General features: G+C 58.0%; 17 protein-coding genes and 1 tRNA gene. 16 read left to right on the forward strand and 2 right to left on the reverse strand.

The features are described from left to right. The first annotated feature begins 27 nt into the window (after positions 1–27). From PJU76_RS04855 to PJU76_RS04910, 12 genes are all read left to right on the forward strand, one after another. The gene (locus tag PJU76_RS04855; RefSeq protein WP_271780718.1) at positions 28–1,317 is read left to right on the forward strand and encodes a bifunctional folylpolyglutamate synthase/dihydrofolate synthase; all 1,290 of its coding nucleotides are present in this window, start codon (positions 28–30) and stop codon (positions 1,315–1,317) included. Continuing rightward, positions 1,314–1,811 carry a CvpA family protein gene (locus tag PJU76_RS04860; RefSeq protein WP_271780719.1) on the forward strand — a complete coding sequence of 166 codons (498 nt, stop codon included), beginning with the start codon at positions 1,314–1,316 and terminating at the stop codon, positions 1,809–1,811. The genes PJU76_RS04855 and PJU76_RS04860 overlap by 4 nt, the downstream gene beginning before the upstream one ends. Continuing rightward, on the forward strand, positions 1,801–3,246 hold the full coding sequence (purF, locus tag PJU76_RS04865; protein ID WP_271780720.1) for an amidophosphoribosyltransferase: 1,446 nt from the start codon (positions 1,801–1,803) through the stop codon (positions 3,244–3,246). Before PJU76_RS04860 ends, purF begins: the two co-directional genes overlap by 11 nt. Continuing rightward, a complete protein-coding gene (locus PJU76_RS04870; RefSeq protein WP_271780721.1) occupies positions 3,243–4,457 on the forward strand; it encodes an O-succinylhomoserine sulfhydrylase in 1,215 nt (404 codons plus the stop codon). Before purF ends, PJU76_RS04870 begins: the two co-directional genes overlap by 4 nt. Positions 4,458–4,521: 64 nt before the next feature. Beyond that, positions 4,522–5,115, forward strand: coding sequence for a CBS domain-containing protein (locus PJU76_RS04875; RefSeq protein WP_271780722.1), 594 nt, complete (start codon positions 4,522–4,524; stop codon positions 5,113–5,115). Between the two features lie 38 nt (positions 5,116–5,153). Beyond that, positions 5,154–6,479, forward strand: coding sequence for a hemolysin family protein (locus PJU76_RS04880; RefSeq protein ID WP_271780723.1), 1,326 nt, complete (start codon positions 5,154–5,156; stop codon positions 6,477–6,479). 11 nt (positions 6,480–6,490) lie between these two features. Continuing rightward, a complete protein-coding gene (gene queA / locus PJU76_RS04885; RefSeq protein ID WP_215850263.1) occupies positions 6,491–7,528 on the forward strand; it encodes a tRNA preQ1(34) S-adenosylmethionine ribosyltransferase-isomerase QueA in 1,038 nt (345 codons plus the stop codon). Next, positions 7,525–8,640 (forward strand): tRNA guanosine(34) transglycosylase Tgt, encoded by a 1,116-nt coding sequence (gene tgt / locus PJU76_RS04890; protein WP_271780724.1) that lies wholly within the window; start codon positions 7,525–7,527, stop codon positions 8,638–8,640. Before queA ends, tgt begins: the two co-directional genes overlap by 4 nt. 41 nt (positions 8,641–8,681) lie before the next feature. Further along, positions 8,682–9,020, forward strand: coding sequence for a preprotein translocase subunit YajC (gene yajC / locus PJU76_RS04895; protein WP_271780725.1), 339 nt, complete (start codon positions 8,682–8,684; stop codon positions 9,018–9,020). A 10-nt stretch (positions 9,021–9,030) separates the two neighbouring features. Then, positions 9,031–10,815: a protein translocase subunit SecD gene (gene secD / locus PJU76_RS04900; protein ID WP_271780726.1), complete on the forward strand. Its 1,785-nt coding sequence runs from the start codon at positions 9,031–9,033 to the stop codon at positions 10,813–10,815. A 43-nt stretch (positions 10,816–10,858) separates the two neighbouring features. Beyond that, a complete protein-coding gene (gene secF / locus PJU76_RS04905; protein WP_271780727.1) occupies positions 10,859–11,773 on the forward strand; it encodes a protein translocase subunit SecF in 915 nt (304 codons plus the stop codon). Between the two features lie 69 nt (positions 11,774–11,842). Then, positions 11,843–11,931 (forward strand) — tRNA-Ser (locus tag PJU76_RS04910). Between the two features lie 282 nt (positions 11,932–12,213). On the opposite strand, the gene PJU76_RS04915 is transcribed toward PJU76_RS04910, so the two are convergent. Together PJU76_RS04915 and PJU76_RS13700 are read right to left on the reverse strand one after the other, a co-directional pair. After that, positions 12,214–13,011 (reverse strand): COG4705 family protein, encoded by a 798-nt coding sequence (locus PJU76_RS04915; protein ID WP_271780728.1) that lies wholly within the window; start codon positions 13,009–13,011, stop codon positions 12,214–12,216. Between the two features lie 56 nt (positions 13,012–13,067). Next, entirely contained in the window at positions 13,068–13,241 is a 174-nt protein-coding gene (locus PJU76_RS13700; RefSeq protein ID WP_408629768.1) for a hypothetical protein, read from the reverse strand. A gap of 155 nt (positions 13,242–13,396) precedes the next feature. Here PJU76_RS13700 and PJU76_RS04925 point away from each other — a divergent pair, with 155 nt between their 5' ends. The 4 genes from PJU76_RS04925 (at position 13,397) to pstB (ending at position 17,990) form a co-directional block, all read left to right on the forward strand. Beyond that, entirely contained in the window at positions 13,397–14,656 is a 1,260-nt protein-coding gene (locus PJU76_RS04925) for a DEAD/DEAH box helicase (protein ID WP_271780729.1), read from the forward strand. A gap of 118 nt (positions 14,657–14,774) precedes the next feature. Next, a complete protein-coding gene (gene phoB, locus PJU76_RS04930) occupies positions 14,775–15,509 on the forward strand; it encodes a phosphate regulon transcriptional regulator PhoB (protein WP_271780730.1) in 735 nt (244 codons plus the stop codon). A 61-nt stretch (positions 15,510–15,570) separates the two neighbouring features. Further along, the gene (phoR, locus tag PJU76_RS04935) at positions 15,571–16,902 is read left to right on the forward strand and encodes a phosphate regulon sensor histidine kinase PhoR (RefSeq protein WP_271780731.1); all 1,332 of its coding nucleotides are present in this window, start codon (positions 15,571–15,573) and stop codon (positions 16,900–16,902) included. Positions 16,903–17,222: 320 nt separating this feature from the next. Further along, positions 17,223–17,990, forward strand: a complete 768-nt coding sequence (pstB, locus tag PJU76_RS04940) for a phosphate ABC transporter ATP-binding protein PstB (protein WP_271780732.1) — start codon at positions 17,223–17,225, stop codon at positions 17,988–17,990. The last annotated feature ends 4 nt before the right edge of the window (positions 17,991–17,994 follow it).

Here is a 17,994-nt window from a genome sequence, read left to right on the forward strand (position 1 = left end):
GGATACGGGGGCGGATGTAGCCCGGTGGTGTCTTTGCCAGACACCCTCAGTGATCGGGTCGCTGAACTTGCTGGGCCACCCGAGCAAATTGTCATGGGTCTGGAGCGGATGCTGGCCGCTTTAGCGGCGCTGGATATTCCCGCGCGTTTGCCCATGCCGGTGATTTTGGTAGGGGGCACCAATGGCAAGGGCTCCACGGTAGCTTATCTGGAGGCCTTCTATCGTCAGGCGGGCTATCGCGTTGGTGCTTATACCAGCCCGCACCTTTGGCAGTTTACTGAACGTTTGCGGCTGGATGGCCGGCCTGCATCTGAGTCCCTCTGGCACCGACTACTTGCAGAAATGGCCGACACAGCACGCCAGATTCCGCTCACCTATTTTGAGATTGCGACCCTCGCCGCGGTGCGGATGATGTTAGCCGCCGGGGTCGATGTGGCAATTCTGGAGGTCGGTTTGGGGGGACGTCTGGATGCGGTCAATGCCTTTACCCCTGATTGTAGTATCGTAACCACCGTGGACCTGGATCATCAGGACTGGCTGGGGCCCGATCGCGCATCCATCGGTCGGGAAAAGGCCGGTATCTTCCGTCGTAAGGTGCCGGCCCTCTATGGGGATGCGGAAGACCCCTGTGTTTCGGTATTGGCAGCGGCGGTACGCGCTGACGTGCCCCTGCAGCAGTTGGGGCGGGATTTCCATATTGATCCTCTGCGCGGGAAATGGTCGGGATTCGGGCAGGAAAAACAGGTGCCCGCACCCTTGTGGGCGGCACCGTCACAATGGGCCAATCTGGCATTGGCGGTAGCGGCGCTGTCTTTGTTGGAGGCAAAGCTGCCGGTGCCCGCTTCGGCCATCTCCGCATGGACGCGGGCGCCGGAGTTGCCGGGACGCTGCCAATGGCGTCGGCCCTGGGGGAAGGCCGGTCCTGATTTGCTGGTGGATGTCGCCCATAACCCCCAGGCGGCGCGGCAGCTAGCGGCATTGCTGGCAGCGCGAAAAGGTGCCGCGCGTTGTCACGCCATTGTCGGCATGCTTGCTGACAAAGATATGGCTGGGACGCTTGCGCCACTGCTGCACTGGGTGGATGCTTGGTATGTGCTGGAGATTACCGGTACCCCGCGGGCGGCTGCGGCGACGCAACTCGGCGCTGTGCTTGAGGGGATGAATGCGACAACAGTATTATCCGCGGGTGCGGGCATGGAACAGGCATTGGTGGCGGCAAGAACGACTCTGACGGGCGGCGATATTCTGCTCTGCTTTGGTTCTTTTCACCTCGTCAAGCAATTGCCTATGGCGTGGCTGCAGAGTGACCCGGCATGATGTTCTGGGTAGATGCCGCTACCGTAGGCCTGGTGGTGCTTTCCGCTATCTGGGGGCTTTTTCGCGGAATGGTGCGCGAGTTTTTTTCACTGGTAGCATGGGTTGGCGGATTTTATGTGGCGTGGAATTGGGGCGGAAGTTGGCTGGCGCCCCAATTGTCGTCGCAGATCCCCGCGGGCTGGAAGGTGCCGCTAGCTTCTTTTATCCTCTTTTTTGCTTGCCTGATCATTGGTACTCTGTGCGCTTTCCTGGTCCGTAAGCTATTATATGGCATTGGTTTCGGGGCGACGGACCGCTTTTTGGGGACTTTCTTCGGTTTCTTGCGGGGGCTAGTGTTGATTGCCATTGTGGTCACCTTGGTGCAGTCCTCGACCTTGTCCCAGTCTCCTTGGTGGGAGAGTTCCTGGTTGGCACAGGAGCCGGTGAAACACTGGTCGCAATCGTTGACGGCACCTGCCGTGTCTTATCTGGAGTCGCAAAAAATTGCAAAATGACAATGTGGTGCAGCATGCCGTAGATGATGACCATTTTCATGATGAATGCGGGGTCATTGGCGTATTCGGTCATCCGGAAGCTGCCAATCTGACTTATCTCGGCCTCTATGCTCTGCAGCACCGGGGGCAGGAGTCGGCGGGTATCGTTTCTGGCGATCAGGGCAAGCTTTATGTGCAGCGCGGTATGGGGCGGGTAGCCGATGTCTTCGGGTTGGAGCAGATTAGCAAGCTGCCCGGTGATCAGGCGATCGGTCATGTGCGCTATTCCACCGCGGGGGGGTCAGTACTACGGAATACCCAGCCGGTATTCATCAATTATCGTCATGGCGCCTTTGCCGTCGGTCATAACGGTAACCTGGTCAATGCGGCTGAACTCCGCACCCGCTTGGAGCGGGAAGGGGCCATATTCCACACGGATATGGACACCGAGGTTGTCGTCCATCTGCTGGCGCGGGTACCGGGCGACGATACGGGGACCCGGCTCGCAGCGGCGCTGCAGCAGGTTTCCGGTGCCTACTCGCTGGTTTGCCTGACGGAGAGCCGACTGATCGGGGTGCGTGATCCCATGGGCTTTCGTCCGTTGGTGCTGGGGCGTCTGATTGATTCCGGGGGCTTTGTGCTGGCCTCCGAGACCTGCGCCCTCGACCTGATGGGGGCGGAGTTCGTCCGCGACATTGAGCCGGGAGAGCTGATCGTCATTTCCAAAGAGGGCATCGAGAGCCGCAAGCCTTTTGCGCCCGTCGGTCGGCGCATGTGCGTCTTTGAATATATCTATTTCGCCCGTCCGGATAGCGTCCTGGACGGTGTCCACGTGTATTCAGCGCGCAAACGCATTGGTCAGGCGCTGGCACGCCTGCACCCGCGGGAGGCGGACCTGGTGGTGCCCGTCCCTGATTCCGGCGTTGCGGCGGCCATGGGCTATGCCGAGGCCTCCGGTCTGCCCTTCGAGCTGGGTCTGATCCGCAATCACTATGTGGGCCGCACCTTCATTCAACCGGCACAGCGCGGTCGTGATTTCGGAGTGAAGGTCAAGCTCAATGCCCAGCCCAACATCCTGCGTGGTAAGCGGGTGGTCCTGGTGGACGATTCCATCGTCCGGGGCACGACCAGCGCCAAAATTGTCAGTCTGGTGCGGGCTGCCGGCGCGCGTGAGGTGCATTTCGTGGTCAGTGCGCCCCCCACGACCGGACCCTGCTATTATGGCATCGATACCCCGGATCGCTCCCAGCTCATCGCGGCCCAGCACACAATTGAAGAGGTGCGTAAGATCATTGGTGCCGACAGCCTGGGCTACATTAGTCTGGAGGCGCTTTATGAAGCCGTGGGCGGGTGTGGGCAGGGTTTCTGTGACGCCTGTTTTAGTGACGATTATCCATTGCCGACGCCGGAAGGACATGGCTCGCGTCAGTTGCATCTGATCGAGGAGTTGCGATGAACTCTCAGGATTCCAACCCGGACTGGGCGGCGCATCTCCGCCCGGAGACCCTCGCCATCCGCGCCGGTATTCACCGCACTCAGGAGCAGGAGCACAGCGAAGCCATCTTTCCGACTTCCAGTTTTGTTTTCGACTCGGCAGAAGAGGCCGCGGAGCGCTTTGCCGGACGGGCTCCGGGGAATATTTATGCGCGCTTCACCAATCCCACCGTACGTACTTTTGAAGAGCGGCTTGCCGCGCTGGAGGGTGCGGAAGCTTGTGTCGCCACGGCCTCTGGCATGGCCGCCTGCTTGACGGTCTTCATGGGGATGCTCAAGGCGGGCGATCATATCGTCGCCTCCCGCTCTATTTTTGGTACGACGGCGCAACTGCTCAGCAATATTCTCGGTCGCTTCGGGGTGGAGACCAGTTTTGTGTCGCTGGCGGATGTGACGGCGTGGCACGCGGCTCTGCGTCCCAATACCCGGATGCTCTTCCTTGAAACGCCTTCCAATCCGCTTGCCGAGATTGGCGATATGCAGGCACTGGCGGATCTGGCCCATGCCCATGATGCCTGGCTGGTGGTGGACAACTGTTTCTGTACCCCGGCCTTGCAGCAGCCTCTCAAGTTTGGCGCTGATCTGGTCGTTCACTCCGCCACCAAATATCTGGACGGGCAGGGGAGGACCCTGGGCGGGGCGGTTTGCGGCAGTACCGAACTGCTCAACAGCGGGCCACGCAATTTCGTACGCACGGCGGGCCCAAGTCTCAGCCCTTTCAACGCCTGGGTGCAGCTCAAAGGTATGGAAACTCTGGGGTTGCGTATGGAGCGTCATTGCGCCAATGCCCAGCAGATTGCCGAATGGCTGGAAGCACGGCCGGAGGTGGCACGGGTCTATTATCCAGGCCTTAAGAGCCATCCCCAGCAAGCCCTGGCGGCGCGTCAGCAACGCCTGCCGGGTGCCATTCTGTCCTTTGATCTGCATGGTGAGCAGACTGCGGCCTGGGCCTTTGCGGATGCCCTGCGCCTGCTCTCCTTGACCGCCAATCTCGGCGATGCCAAGACCACCATTACCCACCCCGCCAGCACGACTCACAGCCGGGTCGGTCCTGAGGCGCGGGCAGCGGCGGGGATTGGCGATGGTTTGCTGCGGATCAGTGTCGGACTGGAGCATGCTGACGACCTGCGCGATGATCTGGAGCACGGCTTCGCCGCCCTTGCGGTCCGCTGATTTGCGCTATTCTTGGACAGAGGCGAGTTTTTCCAGCCACCTTTTCAACTGCGGAGATAATGAAATGACAAGATTCCGTGCATTACAACGTCATGGACTCAAGCCGGACACGCGTATCTGTATGTTTGATGACGGGATGTCATTGACAGTGACGCCCAGCGACATGGCGATCAAAAGCATGACCGACCTCGGTCGGGTACCCGCTGTGGCGACGAAGCCGGAAAGCACCATCGATCAGGCCCTGCAACGCATGATTCATGCGGGTGTCCGAATGCTTTTTGTGCTGGATGACTTCGGTATGCTGATCGGCCTGGCCACCGCCCGTGACCTCATGGGTGAAAAACCCGTCAAACTGGCAGCCGAAAACCACGTCGTGCGGGACTCCATCAAGGTGCAAGATATCATGGTGCCTCGGGGTCAGATTGATGTACTCGACTTCGCTGAAGTGGAGCGGTCTACCGTGGGAGATATCGTTCTCACCCTGCGCAAGGCAGGGCGTCAGCATGCCCTGGTGCGTGAGGAAACACTCCGCGGTGAAGAGATTCGCGGTGTTTTTTCCATCAGTCAGATAGCGCGACAACTGGGGGTGGCCATACAGACCAACGATGTGGTACAGAGTTTTGCCGGGTTGGAGCAACTCATCACCAGTGATGACTGAACGACACCCCCGCCACGCGCGGGCGGGAGTGCCCTCCCATGCATGAGATCAACGGGCTGCTGCTGGCAGTCCTGCTGATTCTGCTGAATGGTTTTTTTGTTGCGGCAGAATTTGCGCTGGTGCGATTACGCAGTACCCATGCTCGTACCCTGGCCCAGGAGCATGGGTTGCGCGGGCGCATTTTGATGCGGATGCATCGGCGGCTGGATGCTTATCTCTCTGCCACACAACTCGGTATTACTATTGCGTCGTTGGGTATCGGTTGGGTTGGCGAACCCACTGTAGCGCGTTTGCTCCAACCTCTTTTCCGGGCTGCTGGGGTGAGTGATCCGACGGCGTTGCGATCAGTTTCTTTTGCCGTCGGCTTCGCCCTGATCTCCTTCATCGTCATCGTGATCGGCGAGCTGGTACCCAAGTCGCTAGCCATCCGCAAGGTGGAGGCGGTGTCCCTGTGGACCGGTGCGCCCCTCTACGCTTTTTACTGGCTCATGTACCCAGCGATCTGGGTACTCAATGGCGCGACCCGCATCGTGTTGCGCCTCTTTGCGCTGCGGGTGGATCAGCATGCCGGCGAAGCACCCCATTCCCGCGATGAACTGGCGATGATCCTGGCCCTCAGTCAGGCGCAGGGCACCCTCGGCCAGCGCACCGGAGATATTCTCGACCGCACCCTCGATTTTACGGAGCTGACGGCTGGGGACCTGATGCGTCCCGCCGCCGAGATGGTTTGTCTGATGTTGGAAGACAGCCCGGAAGAGATCCGCCAAGTGATGATGCGCCATCGCTTTACTCGTTACCCGGTGTGCGAAGGGGACCGCCAGCATGTGGTCGGCTTGCTCCACGTCAAGGATGCTTTTGCGGCCCTGTCAAAGCGCCCGGACCTGGGTGACCTGAAAACACTCCTGCGCCCGCTACCTTCCGTAGGCAAGGCGTTACCGGCCATGGACTTGCTCAGCCATTTCCGTTCCGGCCACCCGCATTTTGCGTTGGTGGTGGATGATTTGGGCACCATCACCGGCTTTGTCACCTTGGATCATGTACTGGAAAGCCTGCTTGGAGTTATCCCCGACGAGTTCCGCCACCAGCGGCGGGAGTGGCGACGGCGCCTCGATGGCAGTTGGGTGGGCTCGGGCAGTCTCTCGCTGTATTCCCTGGAGCGCAGCCTCCACATCGACATCGAGGAGGAGACCGCAGATACCATCGGTGGGCTGATCATGCGCCAGCTCGAAAGGGTTCCGGAAGAGGGCGAGCGGGTCGCTTTTGCCAATTTCGACGTGGTAGTCTTGCGTAAAAAGGGCCCACGCATCACACTGGTGCAGGTGATCCCGCACCCTGACCAACCTGAATCCGACTGGTTTTCCTGACACTAAACTCCATGCAAAAAAGTGATTTTTATTATGAATTGCCCGACGCACTGATCGCTCAGGTCCCACTCGCGGAACGCGGGGCGGCGCGCATGCTTATCGTCGATGGCCGTCAGGGCAGCTGGGAAGATGCGCGGATACGCGATCTACCCAATCTGCTTCAGCCCGGAGACCTGCTGGTACTCAATGATACCCGTGTGCTTCCCGCGCGTTTGCAGGCCTGCAAAGCAACGGGCGGCACGGTGGAACTACTGCTCGACCGACTGCTCGATGTTCAGGAGGGTTGGTTTCTGGCGAAATCCTCGAAAGCTCTGCGGCCGGGTATGGCCATTCATTTGTCGGGTGGTGCCGTTGCCATGGTAGAGGAAAAGGATGGCATGGAAGTTCGCCTGCGACTGTCTGCGGACGCCCAGTGGTTACCCATTCTTGAAGCTGAAGGGAGCGTGCCTTTGCCGCCCTACATCAGGCGCGCGCCGGAGGCCTGTGATCGGGAGCGCTATCAGACCATCTATGCGGCCCATCCCGGTGCGGTGGCCGCACCCACCGCCGGGTTGCATTTCGATGCGCAGCTACTGGATGCCCTCGCGGCGCGCGGTATTGAACGGACCTTCGTGACCCTCCACGTCGGCGCCGGGACTTTCCTCCCGGTACGCAGTGATGATATTACCGAGCACCCCATGCATGCCGAAACCATGGAAGTCAGCGCGGCGACTGTAGCCGCCGTTGCCGCTGCGAAGGCGCGGGGCAAGCGGGTGATCGCCGTAGGTACCACGGCCTGCCGCGCGTTGGAGACAGCGGCGCAGGATGGGACCTTGCGCCCTTACACCGGGGAGACCCGCCTGTTCATCTATCCCGGTAAGACCTTTCAGGTGATAGATGGGCTGTTGACCAATTTTCACCTCCCGGAATCCACCCTGCTTATGCTGGTCTGTGCTTTTGCTGGTACGGAGTGCATGCTCGCTGCCTATCGCCACGCGGTGGCAGAGGGCTATCGGTTTTTCAGCTACGGAGATGCGATGCTGATTTCCCCTCAGGTCGGACAGCGGTGAGTATTTATCAGTTGTTGGCCCGTGATGGCGCAGCCCGGCGCGGCGTTCTGCGTCTGCCCCGCGGTAATATTCAGACGCCCGCCTTTATGCCGGTGGGTACCTATGGCACCGTCAAGGCCATGTCTCCCGAGGAGTTGAAGACGCTGGGGGCTGAAATTATCCTCGGCAACACCTTTCATCTCTTTCTGCGTCCCGGTCTGGAGGTCATCAGCGCGGTCGGCGGTCTGCATAAGATGATGCATTGGGATCGGCCCATCCTCACCGATTCGGGCGGTTTCCAGGTCTTCAGTCTGGGCGCGCTGCGCAGGCTGACGGAGGCAGGGGTGCAATTCCGTGCGCCCACCGATGGCCACAAGGTTTTTCTGGGGCCGGAAGAGTCCATGCAGATTCAGGCGGCGCTGGGTTCGGACATCGCTATGGTCTTCGATGAATGTACGCCCCACCCTGCCACCTACGAAGAAGCCCGTGTCAGCATGGAGCTTTCTTTGCGCTGGGCGGCGCGCTCCCGTGCCTCTTACGCCGGGCCGGGTCAGCTCTTCGGCATTGTCCAGGGTGGAATGTATGGAGATTTACGTCAGCGTTCCTTAGCGGGATTGCAGCGACTGGATTTCCCCGGTCTTGCTATCGGTGGACTTTCGGTAGGAGAGAGCAAGGCGGAGATGATGAAGGTGCTGGAAGATCTCATGCCGCAGATGCCCGAGGATCGGCCTCGCTACCTTATGGGCGTCGGGACGCCCGAGGATCTGGTCGAGGGCGTACGTCGTGGTATCGACATGTTCGATTGTGTCATGCCGACCCGCAATGCCCGCAATGGCTGGCTTTTTACCCGTGATGGCATTCTCAGGCTGCGCAATGCTCGTTATGAGAAAGATGCCCTGCCGCCGGATCCGCAATGCGCCTGTTACACCTGTCAGAACTACAGCAGGGCCTATCTGCGTCACTTACAGCGTAGTCATGAGATCCTCGGCGCACGCCTGAACACGCTGCATAATCTGCACTACTATCAGGAGCTGATGGCGGGGCTGCGGGAGGCCATTGCTGCTGGTCACCTGGATGCATTTGCAGATGATTTCTATCGCCGCCGTCGTGCTGGTTCCCTAGTCGATGCCTAAAGGCTACAATAGCGGCCCGCAGACCTGATCTGGAGTACATAATGAATTTTTCGCCTATCGCCAATGCTTATGCCGGAACTGCGGTGGGGGGGGGTGGTCCAGATTCCATTTTTATGCAGATCGTCCCGCTGGTTATCATTTTCGCCATTTTCTATTTTCTGCTGATTCGTCCGCAGATGAAAAAAGCGAAAGAGCAACGCCAGTTGATTGCGGCGATTTCCAAGGGTGATGAAGTGGTTACTCAGGGTGGTCTGGCCGGGCGGGTCATGCAGGTGGGTGAGGATTATCTGCAACTTGAAATTGCTGAAGGGGTCATTGTAAAAGTTCAGCGAGCCTCAGTGACGTTACTGTTGCCCAAAGGGACATTGAAAAAACTGTAAAGGCTCGTTCATGACCCGTTATCCATGGTGGAAGTACCTGATTATCCTGGCGGTTGTATTGCCTTCCCTGTTTTACGCACTGCCCAACTTCTATGGCTGGCACTCTGCCGTAGAAGTGCGCGCGCCCGCGGGGACCCTCCTGCCGCCGGTGGCTACGATGCGGGGCTGGCTGCAAGCGGTCAATGTTCCGGTCACCCGCGTCAACTCGGATGGGACGGGCAGTACCTTCTTTTTCCCCAACAATGATGCCCAGGGTCTGGCCGAAACGTTGCTGCAAAGTAAACTCCCTGGCAATGCTCAGGTCATTCTTTCGCAGATGTCTGCAGAGCCGGACTGGTTAAGCAGCCTCGGCGGCAAACCAGTCAATCTGGGTCTCGATCTGCGCGGCGGTGTGTACCTCCTGCTGCGCGTCGACACCGATGCCGTTATCAAACATGCTCTGGAACAGGACAGCGGCAGCTTGCGTACCTTCCTCCGCCACCAGAATCTGCAATATCTGGCGGTCAATGTAACCGGACCGCAAAATCTTGCCGTCGAGATGGAAAACGCGGCAGTCGCGGCGCAGGCGCAAAAGGTTATTGCCGGGCATTATCCCGATTATGCCATCACCCTGCAGCCCAATGCGGTGTTAGACGTAAGCCTCACCCCCGATGCCGCCAGAAAAATGAAGGATGACGCGCTGCAACAGGCCATTGTCGTCATTCGCAATCGTATTGATGAATTGGGTGTTTCCGAGCCGGTCATCCAGCGTCAGGGTGCTGCGCATATCGCTGTGCAATTGCCGGGTGTGCAGGACACCCAGCGCGCTAAATCCATTATCGGTTCCACTGCCCAACTTGAATTCAAGATGGTGGATGAGCAGGCCAACATGGCGGCTGCGCTCAAAGGTGACCTGCCCCCCGGTACCGCCCTGTTTTACGGCGCTCATGGCGCGCCTTACGTACTTTATACGAATACGGTGCTCACGGGTCGCTATCTCAGCAACGCCAGCGCGGGGGTAGACAACAGTAGCGGTCAGGCCATTGTCAATGTCAGTTTCAACAATGCGGGAACCCGTATCTTCGGTGATCTGACTACCAAAAATGTGGGCAAGCGCATGGCTATTTTGCTGGATAACAAGGTGGTGACCGCGCCGGTGATACGTGAAGCCATTACGGGAGGCCGGGCCCAGATTACCGGATTCTCCGGTCTGAAAGACGCCAGTAATGCCGCGATTGAATTGCGGGCCGGCGCGTTACCCGCGCCCGTTCATATTTCGGAAGAGCGCACCGTTGGTCCGACTCTGGGCCAGGACTCCATCCACGACGGGGTGATGGCAGTGGTCTTCGGCATGCTCTTCGTCGTGCTCTTCATGACGTTTTATTACCGGGCTTTTGGTCTGATTGCCGATCTCGCTATCCTGGTGAACGTTCTGGCCATTCTGGCGGTGCTCTCGATAATGGGTGGTACCCTGACTCTGCCGGGTATTGCCGGTATCGTACTGAAGATCGGCCTGGCGGTGGATGCTAACGTGCTGGTATTCGAGCGCATCCGCGAGGAATTACGGCATGGCATGAGTACCCGTGCCGCTATTGATGCCGGCTTTAAGAAGGCCTTTGCCACCATCGTGGACTCCAATGTCACGGTACTTATCGCCGCGCTGGTGCTCTTCCAGTTTGGCACCGGAGCCATCAAGGGTTTCGCGTTGGTGCTGACTATCGGAGTGATCACGTCCATGTTTACCGCGACTATGATGAGTCGTGGCATCATCGAACTCGCCCTCGGTAAGCGGCGTGTGCAAAAGCTATATATCTGAGGCCGCGATGGAACTCTTTAGAACCCGTACCCATGTTGATTTCATGTCCAGACGCTGGATTTTTCTGGGCGTGTCCGCTTTGCTGATCGTTGCCTCAGTCGCCGTTTTTCTGGTACGCGGGCTGAACTACAGCATCGACTTCACCGGCGGCACGCTGGTGGAGCTGGCCTTCAGCAAGACTCCGGACTTGGGGACCGTGCGTGGGACGCTCGCGCAGGCGGGTTTTCACGATGCGGTGGTGCAGACCTTCGGTGGAGATCGTGATCTGCTGATTCGTTTGCGCACCGTGCCTGGCGAGAGCAGCGCGGTGGGTAACAAGATTTTGCAGGTGTTTCAGAAAGACCAGTTGAAGTATCCGGATGTGCAGTTGCGCCGCACGGAATATGTCGGCCCGGAGGTGGGTAAGGAATTGCGGAATAAGGGGATCATGGCGCTCATCATCGTGACTCTGGGCATCCTGATTTATGTGGGGTTTCGCTTCGAGTGGCGTTTTGCCGTGGGGGGTGTGTTCGCCATGCTCCACGACCCCATTCTGGTGGTGGGCTTTTTCGCCATCAGCCAGGAAGAGTTCTCCCTGACCGTGATTGCGGCTTTGCTGGTCATCATGGGCTATTCGCTCAACGATACGGTGGTGGTTTTCGACCGCATGCGTGAAGACCTGCGGGCGTCCCGCAGCGGCGATGTGGCGCAGATTTTCAACATCGCTATCAATGAGACCCTGTCACGGACGGTGATTACCAGTTTCATCACCTTCATGGTCGCCCTGTCGCTCTTCCTCTTCGGCGGGCCGGTGATTCACGGCTTTGCCACGGCCCTGGTTATCGGTGTGGTGGTGGGCACTTATTCCTCAATTTTCGTCGCGAGCCCGATTGCCCTGTGGTTGGGGCTCAAGCGGGAGCACGTCCTCAAACGCCAGTTTATCAGTGCCAAGGATCGTAACGACGGCGCCACCTTGTAGCGCTGTACTGCGTTTGCCGGCGCGGCGCACTTGCCGTTGGCGTCGGGAAAGATTAAGGTATGCTCCCACGGAGAGGTACCGAAGTGGCCATAACGGCGCCGACTCGAAATCGGATGGGGGGCAACCCCACGTGGGTTCGAATCCCACCCTCTCCGCCAACACCATGCAAATTCCTGATGAACACAGGAGACCCTATCTGCGGCAGGCCGTTTCCCCTCCGCCCACATCAGCAGATGATGGACGCACGCTGATTGACACCAGCAATATCGATAACATCTTGCAGGATATCCCGCGCGGTTTTGGTCCAGGTAACCATCCATAGCCTGGATGAGTTCTGGCGACTGGTGAATACGCCACATCAACCCTCACGGGTGGTGCGCCACGCGGTAGGTCACGTTATGGCAGGTAGTTCCAATGGGCGTTTTGATTTTAACAGCAGCTTACCAGCGCGCCTCTATCTTTTGGGCTCGGTTGGGGTCATCTACTCTGGAAATTATCAGGAAGATGAGCAGCATAAAAATGACCAGCGTCAACGATATACTCACCGGGCCCGAGCCGAGGCCAAGACCACCGAAGCGTATTGGCTTGTCTGTCCAATCCGCGAAGGAGGCCCCCAGTGGCCTAGTCAAGATATAGGCTATCCAGAAGGCGGCGATCTCGTTAAGGTCGAACATGAAGTATGCGATGACGGGAATGCCAAACAAGAGGACAAATAGTAAACCCGACCCAAGGTAGCCTAAATCCAGGCTCGATGCTGTCATGTCACCTGCGGCGGTGCCCAGGGCAAAAGTGGCTACGATGGTCGCCCAATAGAATGCCTCTCGCCGAGGTGTATGCACACTGTGAATGGAAAGGGTTTTTTCTTTGAGTTTCCAGATGCTAAGAATCCCGATCAAGGCAACTAGAAACACGGATGTCGAGATGTCATAGGGAACGCCCAGCACGACATGGGTGACGTCCGCTATTTGGGTACCGAAGATACTCACCATGATGACGGCAAACCAGTAATAGTGTGCGGTATATCGATTGCTTCGCATCTGTAGCCAGATGGCGGCCAGGAACAACAACCCACAACCTACCACGGCCAGATAGGGGTTCGTGTGGAAAACGAGAAAATCCGATGTGGCTTCTCCCATGGCGGTGGTCAGGAGTTTCGCCATCCAGAAATACGCGGTGATTTTCGGTACCTTGAGCAGTGTGTCATTTCCATTGGAAGGGTTAAGTGTGGATGTGGTCATGAGGGTGTCCTGAATTTTGTGTACACGGTGTGTTCATTTGACGTTGCGGCAATCGGTTATCGAACTGGATGATAAAGCGGTTTAGGGCGGCTTTCCAATCCCGGATCGGCATGGTCCCACTTCTGGCTGATGTTTTGCAGGGCAAATAAAACGTAGATGACCCGCAAATCCGCGGCGACTGTTTTGCAGTCGAGATAGGCGATCAGTACCGCGGCTATCCCTGTCGTCATTATATTACTCGCAATAATTAGTATGTTCTGTTAAAGTGCACCCGCCGTCATGCCTCAGTCTGTATGATGTGCGTCGCACTGGTCCCCACCTTGATGAAGCGTCTGCCATAGACTGGCGCCCCTGTGGCGAGGCCGGTGTTTTCGGAGCAAAAATTATGTCATCTTTTGAATCCCTTGGGCTTTCTGAGCCCATTTGGCGTGCAGCTGCCGAGCGCGGTTACACTACCCCCACCCCCATTCAGGAGCAGGCCATCCCCGTGGTCATGTCCGGCGTCGACCTGTTGGCCGGCGCGCAGACGGGTACCGGCAAGACCGCTGCCTTTGCCATGCCCATTCTGCACAAACTGTCCGCTACCGCAGATACCGCGGCGCGTGCTCCCTCCAGTGTGCGCGCGCTGATTCTGGTTCCCACCCGTGAGCTGGCGGCGCAGGTAGAGGAGAGCGTGCAGTTATACGGGCGCTATCTCTCCCTGCGTTCGCTGGTGCTCATCGGTGGTGTCAAGATCAATCCGCAGATGCAGAAACTACGCCGCAGTGTGGACATATTGGTCGCTACCCCCGGTCGCCTGCTGGATCATATCCAGCAGCGCAGCGTCGACCTCTCTCACGTCGAAATTTTGGTGCTCGACGAAGCCGACCGCATGCTCGACATGGGCTTTATCCGTGACATCCGACGCATCCTTGCGGTATTGCCGAAAAAACGCCAAAACCTGCTGTTCTCGGCGACGTTTTCACCGGAAATCCGCAGTCTGGCCGACGGCCTGCTGAACAACCCGGCCAGCGTCGAGGTCGCGACGCGCAATGCCACTGCCGACAACGTCGCGCAACGGGTTTTCGCCGTCGATCAGGATCGCAAGCGCGAACTCCTCGCGCACTTGATTGAAGAACATCAATGGGGGCAGGTGCTGGTCTTCACCCGCACCAAACATGGCGCCGATCGACTTGCCAAGCATTTGTCCCAGGATGGTATGCAGGCCATGGCCATTCACGGCGACAAGAGTCAGGGCGCACGTACCCGCGCCCTGGCGGAGTTCAAGGAAGGTAAAGTACGGGTATTGGTCGCGACGGATATCGCCGCCCGCGGTATCGATATCAGTGAGTTGCCCCATGTGGTTAATTTTGAACTCCCCCATGTGCCAGAGGATTATGTCCATCGCATCGGACGAACCGGTCGCGCCGGCAACAATGGCCAGGCGGTATCGCTGGTGAGCGGTGAGGAGCGTAAGCAGTTGCAGGATGTGGAAAAACTGCTGCGCCGCTCCTTTGACCGGGAGGTCGTCGTCGGTTTCGAGCCGCGCCACCCCTTCTCCAGTCATGCGCCATCATCGGTTTCACGCCGTCCGGCTCAAGCCGCAGGGCGGGGTCGACCCGGTTTAAGGGCGGCGCCTTCGGGCCGTGCCCGCCGCACCTACTAAGGGTATGATCCTTCCCATCCTGCACTGACCGGGTTACCTTCGTCCGCAAGCCCTGGCATCTCGCCAGGGCTTGCGTCACAATAAGCAGATGATGAGCGCGTCTGAGCGAAAGGCAGGTATGGACGAAGACAAGGCATCCTCCCGCATCCTGGTGGTTGAAGATGAGGAAGGTATTCAGGAGCTTCTGCGCGTCACCCTGCAGCGTCAGGGCTTCGAGGTGCGCTGTGAGGGGAGTGTCGAATCTGCGGAAGCGGTACTTCTGACCTGGGGGCCGCAGTTACTCGTTCTTGACTGGATGCTTCCTGGTGAGAACGGCCTGGTATGGTGTCGTACCCTGCGCCGTCGTGAAGAGACCCGGAAGCTGCCCATCATTTTGCTTACTGCGCGCGGTGAGGAGGGCGACCGGGTGCATGGTCTTGAATCAGGTGCGGACGATTATCTGGCCAAACCTTTTTCTCCGCGGGAGTTGGTGGCACGGGTCAATGCCTTGTTACGGCGCAGTTATGGTGGTACGACGGCAGCCAGCCGGGTACGGCTCGGCGATCTGCAGGTGGACCTGCGCGCGCATCGGGTGTACGCCGGTGAGGTGCAAATCCATCTCGGCCCTACCGAGTTTCGCCTTTTGCGTCTTTTTGTGACCAACCCGGAACGAGTTTTTTCGCGGGACATGCTACTCGATCAGATATGGGGGCGGCAGAGCTTCATCGAAGAGCGGACGGTCGATGTCCACATCCGCCGCTTGCGGCGGGAGTTGGACCACCATGGTTACGCCCATATCATCGAAACAGTAAGGGGTGAAGGCTATCGCTGTAGTGCCCTGGGTTTGCAGCGAGAAGCGGTGGACGAACGATGACCGGCACGGTAGCCTTTGAGCGTTCGGGCTGTCGCCATGCACGTTGTTACCCTTTTCCGGCGTGAAATACCTCCGTGCCTGGTTTTACCCCGCAGCACTCTGGGCGCTGATTCCGATTTTTTGGGTCGCCGATGATTTGCGGCGTGCTTGGTCCTGCCTCCCATTGGTGATCATCGCGTTCTTGCTGGCGCTCTGGGTCGGCTGGCATCGTCAGCAATCCCAGAGTTTCAGCGCCTGGTTCCGTAACCCGGACACCTTGCTGCCGCCACTGGCGGGGGGGATGTGGGAGGAGACTTTTGCCGAGGGCTACCACTGGCGGCGTGATCAGGAAGCACAACATCGCCTGCTCAGCGCCCAAATTGTCCAATTGCGCGACGCCTTGCAGGCCATGCCTGACGTTGTGGTGCTCATGGATGCGCGCGGCCAGCTACTTTGGGTGAATCCTTCCGGTATCCGCTTACTGCAGTTGCAATGGCCGGAGGATGCTGGCAAACCGCTGGCGTTCTGGTTGCGAACCCCTAATCTGCGCGCCTTTTTGGCCGGTGAAGGGCCGCCCAGTCTGCAACTCCCCGCCCCGGCGGATGCCCAGCAGATACTGGAGGGGATGCGCTATCCTCTTGCCGATGCCGGCGCCTTGGTCATCTTCCGGGACGTGACTCGTATCCGTCAACTCGAACAGGTCCGTCAAGACTTCGTGGCTAATGTCTCTCACGAGTTGCGCAGCCCGCTGACAGTGGTGCGCGGTTTCCTGGAAAACATGTTGGACAGTTCCATCGTCGCCGACGATGAGGTGAGCAGTCAACTCCGTCTCATGGAACAGCAGACGCTGCGCATGCAGTCTTTGGTCGAAGACCTGCTGTCTCTGGCGCGCATGGAAGCTGCCGAAGCGAATCCGGAACACTGCGAAACGCTGAGGATCGCAGATATGATACACAACATGTTGGACACCCTGGCACCGGCGATAGCGCAAAAACGCTTGCAGATCAATACGACGCTGGATGGCGACTTGGGTTTTTTCGCAGAAACCATCGATCTGACCAGTATCATTCGCAATTTATTAGAAAACGCCATCAAATACACCCCGGCAAACCGCACCGTCAATGTACGTTGGGAGCGCCGTCCCGGCGAACTGCTTTTTGTGGTGCAAGATACCGGCGATGGTATCGCTGTCGAGCATTTGCAGCGTATCACCGAGCGCTTTTACCGGGTGGACAAAGGCCGATCCCGACGCATAGGTGGGACGGGGCTGGGATTGGCTATTGTCCGTCATGCCGTCGAGCGCTATCAGGGGCATCTGGAAGTAGCCAGTGAAGTAGGTAAAGGAACCACTTTTACTGCGCATTTTCCCCTCCACCTCGCCCGTAGTGTTGTGCCTGATTCCGCAGTGTCATAAAATTGTAACAAGGTCTTGCTATAGTTTCTGTGCAGGACCTGAGCTAAAGCGGTTGGGCTTGTCCTCCAGTACTATGCGTAAGGCGGTCCTGGTCTTGTTGGGGGCACCCTACTGGAAGGCAATTCTTCTAAGGTGACTTATCTTCAGCACGAATCTGGACAAGCCGATCGCCGATGCCCCCGCCGTTATTTTTCAATTTGCCATGAGTCATTATCCGGAATGGCAGCATTTGCCTGGGCAGGCGCGTTGATAGCTGCCATGGCTGTGCTAGTCTTGAGCCTTGTTTCCCGCTTTCTTATCAAAGACAGGAGTCCGTGTTGATGTCGGAACCTCAGAAAACCAAAATATCTGTCCGCCACCTGGATTTTTTTTACGGGAGCAACAAGGCCCTCATAGATATCAATCTGGAAATGCCAGAAAACCAGGTGACAGCGTTCATCGGGCCATCTGGTTGTGGTAAGTCGACACTCCTGCGGGTATTTAATCGCATGTATTCTCTGTACCCTGGACAGAGGGCGACCGGCGAGGTACTGCTGGACGGAGAAAATGTGCTGGCCCCCGGCATGGATGTAAATATGCTGCGCGCTAAAATTGGTATGGTATTTCAGAAGCCGACGCCTTTTCCCATGTCCATCTATGACAATATTGCCTTTGGCATCAAGCTCTATGAAAAATTGCGCAAGGTGGAGATGGATGATCGGGTGGAACAGGCGTTGCGTCAGGCGGCCCTTTGGGAAGAGGTGAAGGATAAGCTCAAGACGAGTGGGCTGGGATTGTCCGGTGGCCAGCAGCAACGCCTGTGTATTGCGCGTGCGGTTGCGGTGCAACCAGAAGTGATCCTGCTGGATGAGCCGACCTCGGCGCTGGACCCTATCGCCACCCTCAAGATTGAAGAACTGGTGAGTGAATTGCGGAATCAGTTTACGATTCTGATCGTCACTCACAACATGCAGCAAGCGGCGCGTGTTTCTGATTATACGGCATTTATGTATATCGGAGAAATGGTGGAGTTCGGGTCTACCAATCAGTTGTTCACCAATCCCAGTAAAAAACAGACGGAAGACTACATCACGGGTCGCTACGGTTAAGGAG

Origin of the sequence: Acidithiobacillus ferriphilus, assembly GCF_028215975.1 — a bacterium.
GTDB lineage: Bacteria > Pseudomonadota > Gammaproteobacteria > Acidithiobacillales > Acidithiobacillaceae > Acidithiobacillus > Acidithiobacillus ferriphilus.

Coding starts and splice junctions, on each gene's coding strand:
- queA (WP_215850263.1), top strand. CDS start 6,491: ATGCAAAAAAGTGATTTTTATTATGAATTGCCCGACGCACTGATCGCT.
- PJU76_RS04880 (WP_271780723.1), top strand. CDS start 5,154: ATGCATGAGATCAACGGGCTGCTGCTGGCAGTCCTGCTGATTCTGCTG.
- PJU76_RS04915 (WP_271780728.1), bottom strand. CDS start 13,011: ATGACCACATCCACACTTAACCCTTCCAATGGAAATGACACACTGCTC.
- pstB (WP_271780732.1), top strand. CDS start 17,223: ATGTCGGAACCTCAGAAAACCAAAATATCTGTCCGCCACCTGGATTTT.
- PJU76_RS04870 (WP_271780721.1), top strand. CDS start 3,243: ATGAACTCTCAGGATTCCAACCCGGACTGGGCGGCGCATCTCCGCCCG.
- PJU76_RS04875 (WP_271780722.1), top strand. CDS start 4,522: ATGACAAGATTCCGTGCATTACAACGTCATGGACTCAAGCCGGACACG.
- secF (WP_271780727.1), top strand. CDS start 10,859: ATGTCCAGACGCTGGATTTTTCTGGGCGTGTCCGCTTTGCTGATCGTT.
- PJU76_RS13700 (WP_408629768.1), bottom strand. CDS start 13,241: ATGACGACAGGGATAGCCGCGGTACTGATCGCCTATCTCGACTGCAAA.
- yajC (WP_271780725.1), top strand. CDS start 8,682: ATGAATTTTTCGCCTATCGCCAATGCTTATGCCGGAACTGCGGTGGGG.
- secD (WP_271780726.1), top strand. CDS start 9,031: ATGACCCGTTATCCATGGTGGAAGTACCTGATTATCCTGGCGGTTGTA.
- PJU76_RS04925 (WP_271780729.1), top strand. CDS start 13,397: ATGTCATCTTTTGAATCCCTTGGGCTTTCTGAGCCCATTTGGCGTGCA.
- phoB (WP_271780730.1), top strand. CDS start 14,775: ATGGACGAAGACAAGGCATCCTCCCGCATCCTGGTGGTTGAAGATGAG.
- PJU76_RS04860 (WP_271780719.1), top strand. CDS start 1,314: ATGATGTTCTGGGTAGATGCCGCTACCGTAGGCCTGGTGGTGCTTTCC.